The 15,418-nt window shown below is 64.0% G+C and carries 15 protein-coding genes, 1 tRNA gene and 1 pseudogene; 9 read left to right on the top strand and 8 right to left on the bottom strand.

From position 1 onward, the window contains the following. Positions 1-40: 40 nt before the first annotated feature. Positions 41-1,423: a nicotinate phosphoribosyltransferase gene (locus K6301_RS01385; protein ID WP_247218797.1), complete on the bottom strand. Its 1,383-nt coding sequence runs from the start codon at positions 1,421-1,423 to the stop codon at positions 41-43. A 369-nt stretch (positions 1,424-1,792) separates the two neighbouring features. On the opposite strand from K6301_RS01385, the gene K6301_RS01380 reads away from it, so the two are divergent. Continuing rightward, on the top strand, positions 1,793-3,325 hold the full coding sequence (locus K6301_RS01380; RefSeq protein ID WP_247218795.1) for a hypothetical protein: 1,533 nt from the start codon (positions 1,793-1,795) through the stop codon (positions 3,323-3,325). A 69-nt stretch (positions 3,326-3,394) separates the two neighbouring features. On the opposite strand, the gene rpsA is transcribed toward K6301_RS01380, so the two are convergent. The 3 genes from rpsA to aroA all read right to left on the bottom strand — a co-directional run bounded on the left by rpsA (position 3,395) and on the right by aroA (position 7,215). After that, entirely contained in the window at positions 3,395-5,101 is a 1,707-nt protein-coding gene (rpsA, locus tag K6301_RS01375; RefSeq protein ID WP_134649648.1) for a 30S ribosomal protein S1, read from the bottom strand. A gap of 114 nt (positions 5,102-5,215) precedes the next feature. After that, complete coding sequence (cmk, locus tag K6301_RS01370; protein ID WP_247218793.1) at positions 5,216-5,848, bottom strand: (d)CMP kinase; 633 nt, start codon at positions 5,846-5,848, stop codon at positions 5,216-5,218. After that, positions 5,848-7,215: a 3-phosphoshikimate 1-carboxyvinyltransferase gene (gene aroA, locus K6301_RS01365; RefSeq protein WP_247218791.1), complete on the bottom strand. Its 1,368-nt coding sequence runs from the start codon at positions 7,213-7,215 to the stop codon at positions 5,848-5,850. Before aroA ends, cmk begins: the two co-directional genes overlap by 1 nt. A gap of 251 nt (positions 7,216-7,466) precedes the next feature. On the opposite strand from aroA, the gene K6301_RS01360 reads away from it, so the two are divergent. Next, positions 7,467-7,856 (top strand): TIGR02300 family protein, encoded by a 390-nt coding sequence (locus K6301_RS01360; protein ID WP_134649645.1) that lies wholly within the window; start codon positions 7,467-7,469, stop codon positions 7,854-7,856. Between the two features lie 144 nt (positions 7,857-8,000). Then, positions 8,001-8,076: transfer RNA gene (locus K6301_RS01355), tRNA-Ala, on the top strand. A 31-nt stretch (positions 8,077-8,107) separates the two neighbouring features. Here K6301_RS01355 and K6301_RS01350 read toward each other — a convergent pair. Continuing rightward, positions 8,108-8,368 (bottom strand): annotated as a pseudogene (locus K6301_RS01350) (DUF2934 domain-containing protein); the annotation flags it as partial. Between the two features lie 159 nt (positions 8,369-8,527). Between K6301_RS01350 and K6301_RS01345 the strand changes: the two are divergent. Beyond that, positions 8,528-9,694 (top strand): TMEM43 family protein, encoded by a 1,167-nt coding sequence (locus K6301_RS01345; protein ID WP_247218790.1) that lies wholly within the window; start codon positions 8,528-8,530, stop codon positions 9,692-9,694. A 24-nt stretch (positions 9,695-9,718) separates the two neighbouring features. After that, positions 9,719-10,510 carry a YdcF family protein gene (locus K6301_RS01340; protein ID WP_247218789.1) on the top strand — a complete coding sequence of 264 codons (792 nt, stop codon included), beginning with the start codon at positions 9,719-9,721 and terminating at the stop codon, positions 10,508-10,510. A gap of 1 nt (position 10,511) precedes the next feature. On the opposite strand, the gene K6301_RS01335 is transcribed toward K6301_RS01340, so the two are convergent. Next, positions 10,512-10,985: a hypothetical protein gene (locus tag K6301_RS01335; protein ID WP_247218788.1), complete on the bottom strand. Its 474-nt coding sequence runs from the start codon at positions 10,983-10,985 to the stop codon at positions 10,512-10,514. A 129-nt stretch (positions 10,986-11,114) separates the two neighbouring features. Here K6301_RS01335 and K6301_RS01330 point away from each other — a divergent pair, with 129 nt between their 5' ends. Further along, entirely contained in the window at positions 11,115-11,750 is a 636-nt protein-coding gene (locus tag K6301_RS01330) for a trimeric intracellular cation channel family protein (RefSeq protein ID WP_134649629.1), read from the top strand. Between the two features lie 5 nt (positions 11,751-11,755). On the opposite strand, the gene irrA is transcribed toward K6301_RS01330, so the two are convergent. Further along, on the bottom strand, positions 11,756-12,175 hold the full coding sequence (gene irrA / locus K6301_RS01325; RefSeq protein WP_134649628.1) for an iron response transcriptional regulator IrrA: 420 nt from the start codon (positions 12,173-12,175) through the stop codon (positions 11,756-11,758). 314 nt (positions 12,176-12,489) lie between these two features. Between irrA and fabA the strand changes: the two genes are divergently transcribed. From fabA to fabI, 3 genes are all read left to right on the top strand, one after another. Continuing rightward, positions 12,490-13,005: a 3-hydroxyacyl-[acyl-carrier-protein] dehydratase FabA gene (gene fabA / locus K6301_RS01320; RefSeq protein ID WP_134649627.1), complete on the top strand. Its 516-nt coding sequence runs from the start codon at positions 12,490-12,492 to the stop codon at positions 13,003-13,005. A 75-nt stretch (positions 13,006-13,080) separates the two neighbouring features. Then, complete coding sequence (fabB, locus tag K6301_RS01315; RefSeq protein ID WP_247218787.1) at positions 13,081-14,304, top strand: beta-ketoacyl-ACP synthase I; 1,224 nt, start codon at positions 13,081-13,083, stop codon at positions 14,302-14,304. 5 nt (positions 14,305-14,309) lie between these two features. Further along, positions 14,310-15,116, top strand: a complete 807-nt coding sequence (fabI, locus tag K6301_RS01310; protein WP_247218786.1) for an enoyl-ACP reductase FabI — start codon at positions 14,310-14,312, stop codon at positions 15,114-15,116. 49 nt (positions 15,117-15,165) lie between these two features. Here the strand turns inward: fabI and K6301_RS01305 are convergent, their stop codons facing one another. Further along, complete coding sequence (locus K6301_RS01305; RefSeq protein WP_247218785.1) at positions 15,166-15,393, bottom strand: hypothetical protein; 228 nt, start codon at positions 15,391-15,393, stop codon at positions 15,166-15,168. Positions 15,394-15,418: the final 25 nt, after the last annotated feature.

Below are 15,418 nucleotides of genomic sequence, written 5' to 3'. Positions count from 1 at the left end.
TGGGGAAAAGATGGAGCGGCCGGCGCGCGGATGCAAGGGATCAGGCGGCGCGGGCGCGTACCGCGTCAAAGGTCCAGTCCTGTAGAAGCTCACCATCGCGCCACACCGGCTGCAGCATGTTGGCACGGCCCGCGAGTTGATCGACACGGGCGGCCTCCAGCCCGATATAGCCTTCCACCACAGCCTGCCGGCCGGCTTTCGAGGCCTTCAGGTTCATGGTTGCCGGGCGCTTGTAGACGTCATGCCAGGTGCCTGATGTATCCTGCCGGGCATTGGCCTTCATGGCGAAGGAATAGGTGTCGCGGTTGACGCGCTGGAGCAGGCCAGCGCCCATGCCGAACGCGATGTTCTCGGCGGAAAAGCCGAAGGCTTCCAGCCGGCCGAGGATCAGAGCGATATCGGACGACGAGATGCCGTCGCCCTGGATGACGCGCACGCTGTTGTCGAGGACCTTGTAGCCCTTGCCGTTCAGATGCGTGCCGAAGGCATAGGCGAGCTGGCGCACCACCTGCACCGGCGTTTCCACCGGATCCCCGCTGTCGGGACGCACGACGAGCGTGCCGCCGGCGGTCTGCACACGCTCCTTCAGCTGCTTGCCCCAGATCTCCGCGACGGCATTGTTGATGTCGTAGCTGTCGGAGACCACGGCATAAAGGCCTTTGGCGCCGAACTTGTCGATCATGTTGGCATAGGCATCCGCCTCGCGGTCCTGGCCCCACGAGGTCATGGTCGAATGTTCGGAGGCGGGAATGGAAAAGCCCGCCATCTGCGCACCATAGTAGCGGCGCGCATAGAGAACCCCGGTCACCGTATCCGTGCCCATGAAGTTGACGAGATGCGCGGCACCGCCGATGCCGGCCTGCTCCAGGCTCGTCGTGCCGCGCGCGCCGAAATCGTGCAGGCGGAAGGGCAGGACGGAATCGGGATCGTCACAGGTCTTTTCCAGGATCGGCCGGATGATCTGCTTCACCTTGCGGGAATTCGAGGCGACCGTGCTGGGATACCAGATGGCGCGCAGCAGCGCCGTCTCGATATAGGATGTCAGCCAGTAGCAGGCTGGATCGGTGTTCACCACCTGCACGACCGGCACGCCGCGGCGAACCATCGTGCCCTCCGGCAGCGCCTCGATGAGGAGCGGCAGGTAGCCACCATGGCGATTGACGATATGCGTCCATCCCTCGCGATTGAACGGCAGGCCATGGGCGAGGACGATTTCTTCCGCCTCGTTCACATCCTGCATCGTCACCGGCTTGGCGAGATACGCCTTCAGGAACATCTGCAAGCCGAAGAACACCACTTCCGCGTGATCGGAATGACCGCGGGCCTCGACATAGGAGGAGATCGCGCGCGTTTCCGGCGGATATTGCAGGTAATGGCTCAGCTTGTAGCTGTCGGTGTTGAGGATGAGGTTGGTGAGGTTCATCGAAAGGTCTCCGCCGCATCCGCAGTTCCAGCCTGCAAGTGCCGCGAAGATTTACGCGAGCCGAGCATAAGGGGCAAGAGCCGTTTCGGACGCCGCGTGAGGGCGCGTTGCCGGGTTCGTTAGTGTTTCATTAACCATGAACTGTCAAATGTAGGAATCACAGGTTGTTCGGAGTCCCGGGGTTTCCCGTCCGGCCCAGTCAGCGGTTCAGTGCATTGCCGGTCTACCCGCCGCCTCCCGCATGAATACCCGGTTCGCCGGGTCGAAGCTCATCACCAGCAGTGTCGCGCATGATGCGCCATCCGACGAACGATGGACCATTCTTGGCAAGCTCCTGCGATGCGCAGGGCATCGGCAAAGGAGGCAGGCATGCTACCGCGCGTGGCACCGACGACCGGCACGGCCCAGCCCGCCCCCGCCCTTCAGGCGGGCGTGTCGTCCGATGCCGTCGCCCGCCCGGTGCCGAGCGCCGCCACGCTTGCCAATCTGCGCGCGGACGTGCTGCTTCGCCTCATCGAGACCATGCTGAAGCACATGCCGCCCGCGGCGGAGCCGAATGCCGGCCGCGACCTGCTCGAAACGCTGCTTACCGCCTTGAAGACCGCGCCGGGGCGGGAGGGCGAAAACGGCCGCAAGCTCGCCGACCTCCTGGCCAAGCTGCCGCCGGAACTGCGGCCCGCCGTCGAAAAGCTGATCAATACCGTGCTGTCATCCATGCCGACACGCACCCTCATGGAGATCGTGCGTAATCCCAACGGGCCCGACGCGCAGAAGCTCGCCACGATCATCGCGGCGAATGTGAACACGGCAGCCCTGTCCACCCCGGCCAACGACCGGCAGGCGCGCCCGATGGGCCTGAACGCGCAGCAGCTGGCGGCCGTTGCACGGCAGGGCACGCCGCCGCTCGCCGATCCCGTGGCCGGCGATATCCGCGCCCTCCAGTCGGCGCTCAAGCGCGTGTTCGACCTCGATACCGGCCGGCCCAGCACCATCGCCGGCCGGACAGGCGATGCGGATGCGGCCCGCCAGCCGGCGACGGCGACCAACCGCCTGCCGGCCGATCCCGGCACCCTGCCGAAAGCCGAGAACCGCCCGCCCCTCACCGCCGGCCGCGCCGCCGGACAGCCTGTCGAGACCATCGAAGCGGCGCCCCGCCATATGGGCGATGCCGAGGACATCGAGACGACGCTGCCCACCGCGCGGCGAGGGGGCCAAGCCGGGCGGGCCCAGCTTGCCGTCGGTCAGGTCCTTGCCCGCAGCGTGCTGCAAGCCGTTGCGCGCGACATGCCGCCCGCCCTTCTGATGCAGGCGGTGACACAGCTGATGGAGACCCTTTCCCCGGAGGAGGCGAACTTCCTGCGCGCCCTGCTCGACCGGCCGCTCGATCCACCCGCTGAGCAGGACGTTGCGCTGGCCGCCGCGAATTTGCCCGAGGAGGCGGCCGAAAGCACGACAAAGCCCGCCAAGGCGGCGACGGAGGCGGCGCAGCAGCCGGCCTCTCTGCCGCAAGACGCCGATGACGACGGAAAGCCGCTTGCGCTGCCCCAGACGCGCGAGGCCGCGCAGGGAACAATCGCCGATGCAACACCGGAGCGGCTGCTGGCGGCATTGCCGCTGCGCGAAGGCGTGCCCCTCGCCTTCGTTCCCTATCTTCCCGCAGAAGACGAGACCGAGTGGCGAGACGACCGCGAGGCAGAGCAGGAAGAGGCGGCGGAAGACGACGGCTTGGAGGGCGATAACCAGTCCGGCGAAGAGCCCGCGGCGGACGCGGACGGCGAAAGCGGTGAGAACGAGCCGGAAAGCCCCGACATGGCGCGGCGGCGCGAAAAGACCGCGGACATGGTGGGCGTCATCGAGCCCGGCCTCGTGTTTTACCAGAAGCTGGGTGAATACTGGACCTGAACCGAATAACCACGAAAAAGCCCGCGGAGATTGCTCTCCGCGGGCTCTTCATTTCAAAGCAAGCGAGGCTTACTCGGCGTTGTTGCGGTTCTTCAGAGCCGCGCCGAGGATGTCGCCGAGCGAAGCGCCCGAGTCGGACGAACCGAACTGTGCGACGGCTTCCTTCTCTTCAGCGATTTCCAGAGCCTTGATCGAAAGCTGGATCTTGCGATCCTTCTTCGAGAAGCTCAGGACGCGGGCGTCGACGGTCTGGCCGACCGAGAAACGCTCCGGACGCTGTTCGTCACGGTCACGCGAAAGGTCAGCGCGGCGGATGAAGGACGTGAGGTCCTCATGGCCGACGAGCTTCACTTCAATGCCACCGTCGTTGATCGCGATGACTTCAGCCGAGACGACGGCATTCTTGCGCAGGTCGCCGGAAGCGGCGGCGTCGCCGACCGAGTCCTTGCCGAGCTGCTTGATGCCGAGCGAGATACGCTCCTTGTCGACGTCAACATCCAGAACGACAGCCTTGACGACGTCGCCCTTGTTGTACTCCTCGATGACCTGCTCGCCCGGACGGTTCCAGTCGAGGTCGGAGAGGTGCACCATGCCGTCCACGTCGCCTTCGAGGCCGATGAACAGACCGAATTCGGTCTTGTTCTTGACTTCGCCTTCGACTTCCGTGCCAGCCGGGTGGCTGTGCGCGAAGGCCTGCCACGGGTTCTCGAGGGTCTGCTTGAGACCGAGCGAGATGCGGCGCTTCGTCGGGTCGACTTCGAGAACGACCACGTCGACTTCCTGGCTCGTGGACAGGATCTTGCCGGGGTGAACGTTCTTCTTCGTCCAGGACATTTCGGAGATGTGGATCAGGCCTTCGATGCCCGGCTCCAGCTCGACGAACGCACCGTAGTCGGTGATGTTCGTAACCGTACCGGAAATCTTCTTGCCGGTCGGGTACTTCGTGCCGATGCCATCCCACGGATCCGACTCGAGCTGCTTCATGCCGAGCGAGATGCGGTGGGTTTCCTGGTTGATGCGGATGATCTGAACCTTGACCTGCTGGCCGATGGACAGGATTTCCGACGGATGGTTGACGCGGCGCCAGGCCATGTCGGTGACGTGCAGCAGGCCGTCGATGCCGCCGAGGTCAACGAACGCACCGTAATCGGTGATGTTCTTGACGACGCCGTCAACAACCTGGCCTTCTTCGAGGTTCTGAACGATTTCAGAACGCTGCTCGGCGCGGGACTCTTCGAGGACCGTGCGGCGCGAAACGACGATGTTGCCGCGACGCTTGTCCATCTTGAGGATTTCGAAGGGCTGCGGGTTGTGCATGAGCGGCGTGACGTCGCGGATCGGACGGATGTCGACCTGCGAACGCGGCAGGAAGGCAACGGCGCCGTCGAGATCGACGGTGAAGCCACCCTTGACCTGGTTGAAGATGACGCCTTCGACGCGCTCGCCGGCTTCGAACTTGACTTCGAGCTTGGCCCAGCTTTCTTCGCGGCGAGCCTTTTCGCGCGACAGAACGGCTTCACCAAGCGCGTTTTCGATGCGCTCGACATAAACTTCGACTTCGTCGCCGACCTTCAGCGTGCCGTCCTTGGACTTGGCACCGAATTCCTTCAGCGGAACGCGACCTTCAACCTTGAGGCCGACGTCGATGATGGCGACGTCCTTTTCGATCGCGGTAACGATACCCTTGGCAACATAGCCTTCGGCGAGATCGTTGGACGCAAAGGATTCCTGCAGAAGGGCTGCGAAATCTTCGCGCGTGGGGTTTGCTTGAGACATTGAAACTCCTGATGTGCCTGTAAGGGCACGGGCGCCGGGGGTTGGTGTTGGTGATGAACGAGGCGCTATCCGCTACCCTTCGGCAGCAAATCCGGCGCGGGGACAGGCTTCGTTCTAGTCTTTAAGGGCAGCGTCGATGATCGACTTTGCCGCAGAAAACGCCGCCTCTATACTCATTTCCGAGGTATCGAGCAAGTGCGCATCGTCAGCGGGCTTCAGCGGGCTGTCCGCGCGGCCCATGTCGCGGTCGTCGCGGCGGCGGATATCTTCAAGGATCGTCCCGTAATCGGCCGCCCCGCCGCCGGCCACGATCTCGTCGTAGCGGCGCCTGGCGCGCACCTCGGCCGATGCCGTCACATAAAGCTTCACCGGCGCATCCGGGCAGACGACCGTGCCGATGTCGCGGCCGTCGAGCACCGTGCCGGGCTCGCGCATCGCAAAGCCGCGTTGCGCCTCGACCAGCGCCCGGCGCACCGACGGCATGACCGCGATCTTCGAGGCCGCCTCGCCGATGGCGTGGGCGGACAGGACGGCGCGGTCGAGCCCCGCGAGATCGAGGCTGCGGGCGACATCGGCCGCGACCGCCTCGTCATCGAGCGGCAGGCCGCGATCGAGCAGCGCCTTCGCCGTCGCGCGATAGGTCAGGCCGGTATCGAGATGATGAAAGCCATAGACCTCCGCGATACGGCGCGAGAGCGTCCCCTTGCCGGCAGCAGCAGGACCGTCGATGGCGATGGTGAACGTCATCAGGCGGCCTTGACGTCGGAAAGCTCGATCTTCGCGCCAAGCCCGGCCATGAGGTCCATGAACTCGGGGAAGCTGGTCGCGATCATCGTCGCGTCGTCCACCGTGACGGGATGCTCGGAGACGAGGCCCATGACGAGGAAGCTCATGGCGATGCGGTGATCGAGATGCGTGGCGACGGCGGCACCCGCGGCATTGCCGAGGCCCTTGCCATCCGGCCGGCCGCGCACGACGAGCGAGGCCTCGCCTTCGTCGCAATCGACGCCGTTCAGCTTGAGGCCCTCGGCGACGGCCGAAAGGCGGTCGCTTTCCTTGACGCGCAATTCGTCGAGGCCGTTCATGACCGTCGTGCCCTCCGCGAAGGATGCAGCGACGGCGAGCACCGGGTACTCGTCGATCATCGACGGTGCGCGGTCTTCCGGCACCGTGACGCCCTTCAGCACGGAGGAGCGCACGCGCAGGTCCGCCACGTCCTCGCCGCCGGCAAGGCGCGGGTTCAGCACCTCGATATCGGCGCCCATTTCCTGCAGGGTCAGGATGAGGCCGGTGCGCGTGGGGTTCATCAGCACGTTGAGAATGGTGATGTCGGAGCCCGGAACGAGCAGCGCCGCCACCAGCGGGAAGGCCGTGGAGGACGGATCGCCGGGAACATCGATGATCTGGCCCGTGAGCTTGCCGCGGCCCTCGAGCCGGATGGTGCGCACGCCGTCGGCATCCGTCTCGACCGTCAGTTTCGCGCCGAAGCCCTGCAGCATCTTCTCGGTATGGTCGCGGGTCATGATCGGTTCGATGACCGTGGTGATGCCGGGCGTGTTGAGGCCGGCGAGCAGCACCGCCGACTTCACCTGGGCGGAGGCCATCGGCACGCGGTAGGTGATCGGCGTCGGGGTCTTGGGACCGCGCAGCGTGACCGGCAGGCGATCACCTTCTGCGGACCTCACCTGCACGCCCATTTCGCGCAGCGGGTTGAGCACGCGGCCCATCGGGCGCTTGGTGAGCGAGGCATCGCCGATGAAGGTCGAATCGAAGTCGTAGACGCCGACAAGGCCCATGGTCAGGCGGCAGCCGGTGCCGGCATTGCCGAAATCGAGCGGCGCTTCCGGCGCAAGCAATGCGCCGTTGCCGACGCCATTGATGATCCAGGTATCGCCGTCCTTGCGGATCCTGGCGCCCATGGCCTGCATGGCCTTGCCGGTGTTGATGACGTCTTCGCCCTCCAGGAGGCCGGTGATGCGCGTTTCGCCGCTCGCCAGGCCGCCGAACATGAAGGAGCGGTGGGATATCGATTTGTCGCCGGGAATGCGGACGGTGCCGGAAAGGCCGGAGGATTTGCGGGCGGTTGCGGGCCGTGCATGGGCGCCGTGCGACATGGGCGTCTTCCTTATATGGTCGGCTCTCCGCCAGGCACTCCGGGGAGATCGCGCGCTTGCTATCACAAACGATTTAAAGCGTCATCCTCCCGCCGAAAAACATTCGGCCCGAATGCGCGCTCCGTCGCACCCTCAGTTTCGCTTTGACAGGATAGCGCAAGACGATTAAGGGGACCGGCTAATCATTTTCCCTTTAACGCGCCGGTCACCCGGCCCCGCCTGAGACAATCGGCACCTGAGAGGCTTTGACAGTGGCAAAACCGGAACTCGGAACCAAACGCATCGACCCGGAAACGGGCAAGAAGTTCTACGACCTGAACCGCGATCCGATCGTGTCGCCTTATACGGGCAAGTCCTATCCGCTTTCCTTCTTCGAGGAAACCTCCGCGGCCGCCGTCATGGAGAAGGATGAGGAAGAAGACGTCAACGAAGTCGATACCGAGAACACGGAAGTCGAACTGGTTTCGCTCGAGGATGCCGATGAAGATGCATCCGGCGGCGACGATATTCCGGATCTCGGCGATGACGACGTCGAAATCGACGGCGATGACGACGACACGTTCCTGGAACAGGACGAAGACGACGACAACGACGACATGAGCGATCTCATTGGCGTCACCGGCGACGAAGACGAAGCGTAACACTCTGATTTCCGGCCGATTTTAAAAAAATCGGCCGGATTTCATTTTTCGGCTTGCCATCCTCCGGCACGGCAAGTAATAAGCCGCACACCGAACGGCAACGCCGCTTCGGTTCCCGGAAACCGGCCTCGCCGGACCCGTTATGGGGCTATAGCTCAGCTGGGAGAGCGCTTGCATGGCATGCAAGAGGTCAGCGGTTCGATCCCGCTTAGCTCCACCAAACCTTCCCTAGAACCGAACGTTTTCTGCCCCTACGGCTGCTCGCGCATGCCGGGTGTGGCTTCGCGCTGGTCGGCGTCTTCGAGGTCGGTCTTCACCAGGAACGTGTCCGAGTGCTGGCGTGCGGCTTCGCGGAGGGCGGCGAGGTTGGGCTCGTCGTCTCCTTCGATCTCACCGTTGCCCTGATCGATTTCGTGCTCGGCCTGATACCAATGATCATCCGGCGTGCCGTCCGGCGCACCGGCCTGCTGCCACAGTTCGTAGGCGCGCTTGCGGATGCGGTCTTCCCTTGTGTCGTCCATCTGTCTTCTCCCTTTGGTTCCGTAACGCGAGAACGGACCGGCCGACAGGATGTTCCTTAAAGCCGGCGCCGCTTGCGCGATACCTTTAGCGAGAATAAGCAGATTGGGATGTACGTTCCATGACGTAGATCAGTCTTGCTGGGGACCACAATGAGCTTCACCGAAACGACGACCACATCATGGTTCTCCAGACTGAAGGGGGCGTTGATCAGGATCGTGATCGGCCTGATCCTCGTTGTCGCCTGCATCTGGCTGCTTTTCTGGAACGAAGGGCGCTCGGTGAAGACCTACAGGGCGCTCGTCGAAGGCGCCGGGCTCGTCGTCTCCGTCGACAACAGCCGCGTCGATCCGGCCAATGACGGCAAGCTCGTCCATGTGTCCGGGCCGGTAAAGCCGGTCGGCGTGCCCGAGGACAATGTGCTCGGCATTTCGGCGGAAGGCGCGGCTGGCCTCGAACGCGTCGTCGAGATGTACCAGTGGGTGGAGACATCCCGGTCGGAGACCCGCAAGCAGCTCGGCGGCGGCGAGGAAACCGTGACCACCTATTCCTATAACAAGGAATGGAAGCGCGATGCCGTCAATTCCAGCAATTTCCGTCAGGCTGGACACGACAATCCGCAAATGCCGATCGATGATGCGAGCTTCTTCGTTCCATCGGCGACGATCGGGGCCTTCAGCGTCGATGGCCGGGCCGTCGCGAGACTGGGCGACGAGCGGCCGATCCCGCTGAGCGCGTCGGACGCCACCCGCCTCGGCCAGGCCGCCGCCCTCGGCAAGCCGGCCTCCGTCGTCGGCGGCCAGGCGATCTTTTCCAACAATCCGCAGAACCCTGAGATCGGCGACATCCGCATGTCCTTCACGCGCTCGGACATCGACAGCGCAAGCTTCGTCGGCGCGCAACGCGGCGCGGGCCTCGTGCCCTATACGACCTCGAACGGACGGGCGCTCTTCCTGAGCCAGGCCGGTCTCGTGGAAGCGCCCGCCATGTTCGACGCAGCACAGAGCGAAAACACCATCATCACCTGGCTGGTGCGCGCCGGCGGGCTCATCGGCCTGTTCATCGGCTTCGTCTTCATCCTGTCGATCCTCGGCGTCATCGCCGATCTCGTGCCCTTCATCGGCACGATCGTCCGCTTCGGCACGACCGCGATCGCGCTGATCTTCACCCTTCTGATCGGCCCCAGCGTGATCGCCATCGCCTGGATCACCTATCGCCCGCTCATCGCCGTGGCCGTTCTGGCCGCCGGCATTGCGCTGGCGGCGGGCATCCTTTATCTGCGACGGGGCAAGGCGGCACCCGCCGCAGCACCGGCCTGACACGAAAAGCGGGGTAAGCGACGCGTGACCTTCTACATTTCGAAGATCTTCTGGCTCGTCGCACAACCCCTCTCGCTGGCCTTCTTCCTCATCGTCGCCGGCCTGCTTGCCGGTTTCCTGAGGTGGAACCGCATCAGGACGCTTTCGAGCGTTCTGGCCGCGCTGGTCCTGTTCCTCACCCTGTTCACGACGACGGGCGCGGTGCTGCTGCAGACGCTCGAGGACCGCATCCCCCGCGCCGCGCTGCCCGAGGGCGGACCCGCCTGCATCATCACGCTCGGCGGCGGCTTCGAGGCTGACGTCACCACCGCGCGCGGCGGTTACGAGATGAACCAGGCCGGGGATCGCTTCGTGGAGACGCTGCGGCTCGCCCGGGAGTTTCCACAGGCGCGCATCCTGATTTCCGGCGGCGACGGCTCCCTGAGCGGTGATTTCGAAGGCGACGCGGTGATCGGCAGCCGCTTCCTCGCGGCCTTCGGCATTCCCGAAACGCGGCTCATCCGCGAGGGCGGATCGCGCGACACTTTCGAGAATGCGGATTACACGCAGGCGCTGCTTGCCGAGAACGGCCTGGAACGCTGCCTTCTCGTCACCTCCGCCTTTCATATGCCGCGCTCGATCGGGCTCTTCCGCAAGCGCGGTCTCGAGATGCTGCCCTGGCCGACCGATTTCCGCACGACCGGCAAGGCGAGCCTCGGCCTCGACCTGACCCAGCCGTCGGTCAACAGCCAGCTGATGACGATGGCCGTTCGCGAGTGGATCGGGCTGGCGTTCTATTCCATGGCCGGCCGCACGAGCACGTTCCTGCCGGAATAGTCTACTTCTTCGAGATCGTCTCGAAACGGGCGTTGCGCACGCGGATCGTCATCACGCAATATTCGCTGTCGTCGCGGCCGCAGCTGGCGGCATTGGCCTTCAGCTCCAGCACCATGTTTCCGAACCGCTTCTTCATGTCGTAGCCGTAGAGATCGGCGACCGCCGCGAGGAAGAACCCGCCCTCGGCGACGCGGATATAGAAGTGGTGCGGGCAGCCGACATTGCCGCAGAGACCGCCCGGCACGCCATCGCAATTGACCGCGCCGAGATTGAAGATCGCGTCCACCAGACGGTCGTTGTTGAAGTCGACATAGTCGGCGAAATCCTCGCCATAGACCGCCGTCTTGCAGCGCTTGGCGACCTCCGCCTGCACCGCAGACAGCGCATCGGGAACGATGTTGGAGGCGCGGGCCGGCATGGCCATCGCAACGATGGCGGCGGAGAGGAGCGCCAGAAAACTCATGCGGATAGCCATCTCTCAAACCTTTCCATGGCACGCGATTCGGTCATTATGGGCCGCTGACGGCGCGCGGCGTGATTCTGCCGGCGCACTCTACTGCGGCAAGGCTGTCGCGAGGCTTGGCCCGCACGAGAGGGGAACACCGTGTCGATCCTGGAACTGCTTGACTATACGGGGGTGGCCGTCTTTGCCGCGACCGGCGCGCTTTCGGCCTCGCGCAAGCAGCTCGACATCATCGGCTTCCTGTTTCTTGCGGCCGCCACGGGCATCGGCGGCGGTACGTTCCGCGATGTCATTCTCGGTGCCACGCCGGTCTTCTGGGTGGTGAACCCGACCTATCTCATCGTCTGCGTCTCGGTCGCGCTCATCGTCTTCGTGCTCGCGCACCGCATCGAATCCCGTTACCGCCTGCTTCTGTGGCTGGATGCGATGGGTGTGTCGGCCTATTGCGTGATGGGGGCAGCCAAGGGCTTCGCGGCGACCGGCTCGCCGACGGTGGCCATTACGACCGGCGTGCTGACGGCAAGCTTCGGCGGGATCATCCGCGACCTGCTGGCGGGGGAGCCTTCGGTGTTGCTGCGCCCGGAGATCTACGTCACGGCCGCCCTCATCGGTGCGGCGGGCTTCACGGCGGCGACGGTCGCGGGCGCCCCGCTCTGGCTGGCATCGGCCATCGGCATCGCCGCAGCCTTCATCGTGCGCGGCGGCGCATTGAAGTTCGGCTGGCGGTTCCCGGTCTACAAGGCCCGGCCCGGCCGCCACCCCGACGATGTGATGTAGAAATTTCAGCCCTTGCGCGGACGCAGGCGGATGATCACGTCGACATGGGCGATTTCCATGCCTTCCGGCGGCTCGGGCAGGTTGCCGATCTCGATATTGCTCACGGGAATGTCGAGGACGTGGTTTTCACCTTCAACGAAAAAGTGATGGTGATCGGAAACGTTGGTATCGAAATAGGTCTTCGAGCTTTCGACCGCGAGCACGCGGATCATGCCCGCTTCGGTGAACTGGTGCAGCGTGTTGTAGACGGTGGCCAGGGAGACCGGAACGCCGGCGGTGACGGCTTCCTCGTGCAGTTCCTCCACCGTGAGGTGGCGGTCGCCCTTGGCGAAAAGCAGGTCGGCAAGGGCCACACGCTGGCGCGTCGGGCGCAGGCCGCAATGGCGCAGGCGCTCTTCGATGGGCATCTCGTGTGCATGCGTCATGGGCGACGTATCCGCTTGTCTGGCCTTGAACTCTAATCCTTAACTTTCGATATAACTTTTGCTGGAGCGGTATTCAATAGGATTACGTCGGCTTCAACACGCGCAACATGCGGAAAAACCGGGCTCCCACCCGCCGTTCTGTACTTTGCACTGGCTGTCATGGCGAGCATCATGTATGCGGACAGCGGAAACAACGTCTCGCCCGGACAGGGCGCGGCGAGAAGACGAGGAGTTCAGGGGCGCTTCAATCCGCATCCTGCCTCCACCAATCCATGCGAACCAAGGGTCGCTCAAGACCGGGGATGAGACATTCGATGACGAGCAGGCAATCCAGCTACAACTATGAGGAAATTCTGGCCTGCGGCCGTGGCGAGCTTTTCGGCCCCGGCAACGCGCAGCTTCCTCTGCCGCCTATGCTGATGGTCCACCGCATCACCGATATTTCCGAAACCGGCGGCGCCTTCGACAAGGGCTATATCCGCGCCGAATACGATGTGAAGCCGGACGACTGGTATTTCCCCTGTCACTTCCAGGGCAATCCGATCATGCCGGGCTGCCTGGGCCTCGACGGAATGTGGCAGCTGACCGGCTTCTTCCTCGGCTGGCTCGGCGAGCCCGGCCGCGGCATGGCGCTGTCCACGGGCGAAGTGAAGTTCAAGGGCATGGTTCGTCCCGATACCAAGCTCCTCGAATACGGCATCGACTTCAAGCGCGTCATGCGCGGCCGCCTCGTGCTCGGCACGGCGGACGGCTGGCTGAAGGCCGATGGTGAAACCATCTATCAGGCGAGCGACCTGCGCGTCGGCCTGTCGAAGGACAAGGAAGCTTAAGGGCGGCGCCAGCCACCGGCAGCCTGAGGGCGGCATTCGCCCTCACCATGAGACGTTCTAGAAAAGGTCATGAATATGAGACGGGTAGTTGTCACGGGCTTGGGGATCGTATCCTCGATCGGGAACAATGCTGACGAGGTGACTGCCTCGCTGCGCGACGCGCGTTCGGGCATCAGCTTCTCGCAGGATTTCGCCGACCACGGCTTCAAGTGCCAGGTCTGGGGTTCGCCTAGTATCGACACCACGGAGCTCGTCGATCGCCGTGCGGCCCGCTTCCTCTCCCAGGGCGGCGCTTGGAACCATGTCGCCATGAAGCAGGCGATTGCCGATGCCGGCCTGGAAGAGGCCGACTATGCCGCCAATCCGCGCGCCGGTATCATCATGGGTTCGGGCGGTCCTTCCACCCGCACGCTGATCGAAGCCGCCGAAATCACGCTCAAGAACAATTCGCCCAAGCGCATCGGCCCCTTCGCCGTGCCGAAGGCGATGTCGTCGACGGCATCCGCGACGCTGGCCACCTGGTTCAAGATCCACGGCGTCAACTATTCGATCTCGTCGGCCTGCTCGACATCGGCACATTGCATCGGCAATGCCGCCGAGATGATCCAGTGGGGCAAGCAGGACCTCATGTTCGCCGGCGGCCACGAGGATCTGGACTGGACCATGTCGAACCTGTTCGACGCGATGGGCGCCATGTCCTCCAAGTACAACGACACGCCCGCCACGGCCTCGCGCGCCTATGACGCGACCCGTGACGGCTTCGTCATTGCCGGCGGTGCGGGCGTTCTGGTTCTGGAGGAACTGGAACATGCCAAGGCGCGCGGCGCGAAGATCTATGCCGAGATCACCGGCTACGGCGCGACGTCGGACGGTTACGACATGGTCGCCCCGTCGGGCGAAGGCGCGGTGCGCTGCATGCGCCAGGCGCTCGCCACCGTGAAGGGCGATGTCGACTACATCAACACGCACGGCACCTCGACGCCCGTCGGCGATTCCAAGGAGATCGGCGCGATCCGCGAAGTCTTCGGCGACAAGATCCCGCACATCCAGTCGACCAAGTCGCTGACCGGCCACTCGCTGGGTGCCGCAGGCGTGCAGGAATCGATCTACGGCCTGCTGATGATGCAGGCGGGTTTCATCGGCGAGAGCGCGCATATCACCGAGCTCGACCCGGAATTCGACGGCGTTCCGATCGTGCGCAAGCGCATCGACAATGCGAAGATCGACACGGTTCTTTCCAATTCCTTCGGTTTCGGCGGCACGAACGCCACGCTGGTCTTCCAGCGCCACAACGGATGACAGGCATGACGGGGATCATGAACGGCAAGCGCGGCCTCATCATGGGGGTCGCGAACAACCACTCCATCGCATGGGGCATCGCACAGAAGCTCGCCAGCCAAGGCGCGGAACTCGCCTTTACCTATCAGGGTGAGGCGCTCGGCAAGCGGGTGAAGCCGCTGGCCGCAGAGCTCGGCTCCGATTTCGTCATTCCCTGCGATGTCGAGGACATCGCATCGGTTGACTCGACGATCGAGGCGATCAAGGAAAAGTGGGGCAAGCTCGATTTCATCGTGCACGCCATCGGCTTTTCCGACAAGAACGAGCTGAAGGGCCTCTATGCGGACACCACGCGCGAAAACTTCTCGCGCACGATGGTGATCTCCTGCTTCTCCTTTACCGAAATCGCCAAGCGTGCAGCCGGGCTGATGACGGACGGCGGCGCGATGCTGACGCTGACCTATGGCGGCTCCACCCGCATCATGCCGAACTACAACGTGATGGGCGTGGCCAAGGCGGCCCTCGAAGCCTCCGTGCGCTACCTCGCCGGTGACTACGGCCCGCAAGGCATCCGTGTGAATGCGATCTCGGCGGGCCCGATCCGGACGCTGGCGGGTGCGGGCATCTCGGATGCGCGCGCCATGCTCTCCTGGCAGCAGAAGAACGCACCGCTGCGCCGAACCGTGACGATCGAGGATGTCGGCAATTCGGCGCTTTACCTGCTCTCCGACCTGTCGAGCGGCGTGACCGGCGAAATCCACTACGTGGATTCCGGCTACAACATCACCTCCATGCCGACGCTGGAGCGGCTGGCCAAGGCAGACAGCGAGTAACGAACAAACGGCGCGGAGTTCACACTTCGCGCCGTTTCTCCCTGATCGATCAAAGCACCAAGAGAATACCGACAAGCAGGACCATCGCGACCAGGATGCCAAGCAGCATCGTGCGCACGCGGCTGTTCATTTCGATCGGCTTGCCATCTGCCCCTCGCTTCAAGAAAGCGAGCGGCGATTCGGAAGGTGGCGTATGCCCCTCCCCCTGTTTCACGTCCTTGGCGATGACTTCCGCCACATCTTCCATGATCGGCGGTCTGGCAGGTCCAAAAGCCATTGCGGGTCTCCTGAACGGGTACGGT

Source organism: Shinella oryzae, from assembly GCF_023038235.1.
Taxonomy (GTDB): Bacteria; Pseudomonadota; Alphaproteobacteria; order Rhizobiales; family Rhizobiaceae; genus Shinella; species Shinella sumterensis.
The sequence above is the reverse complement of the archived record's forward strand: the minus strand, read 5'-3'. Positions and strand labels throughout refer to the sequence as shown.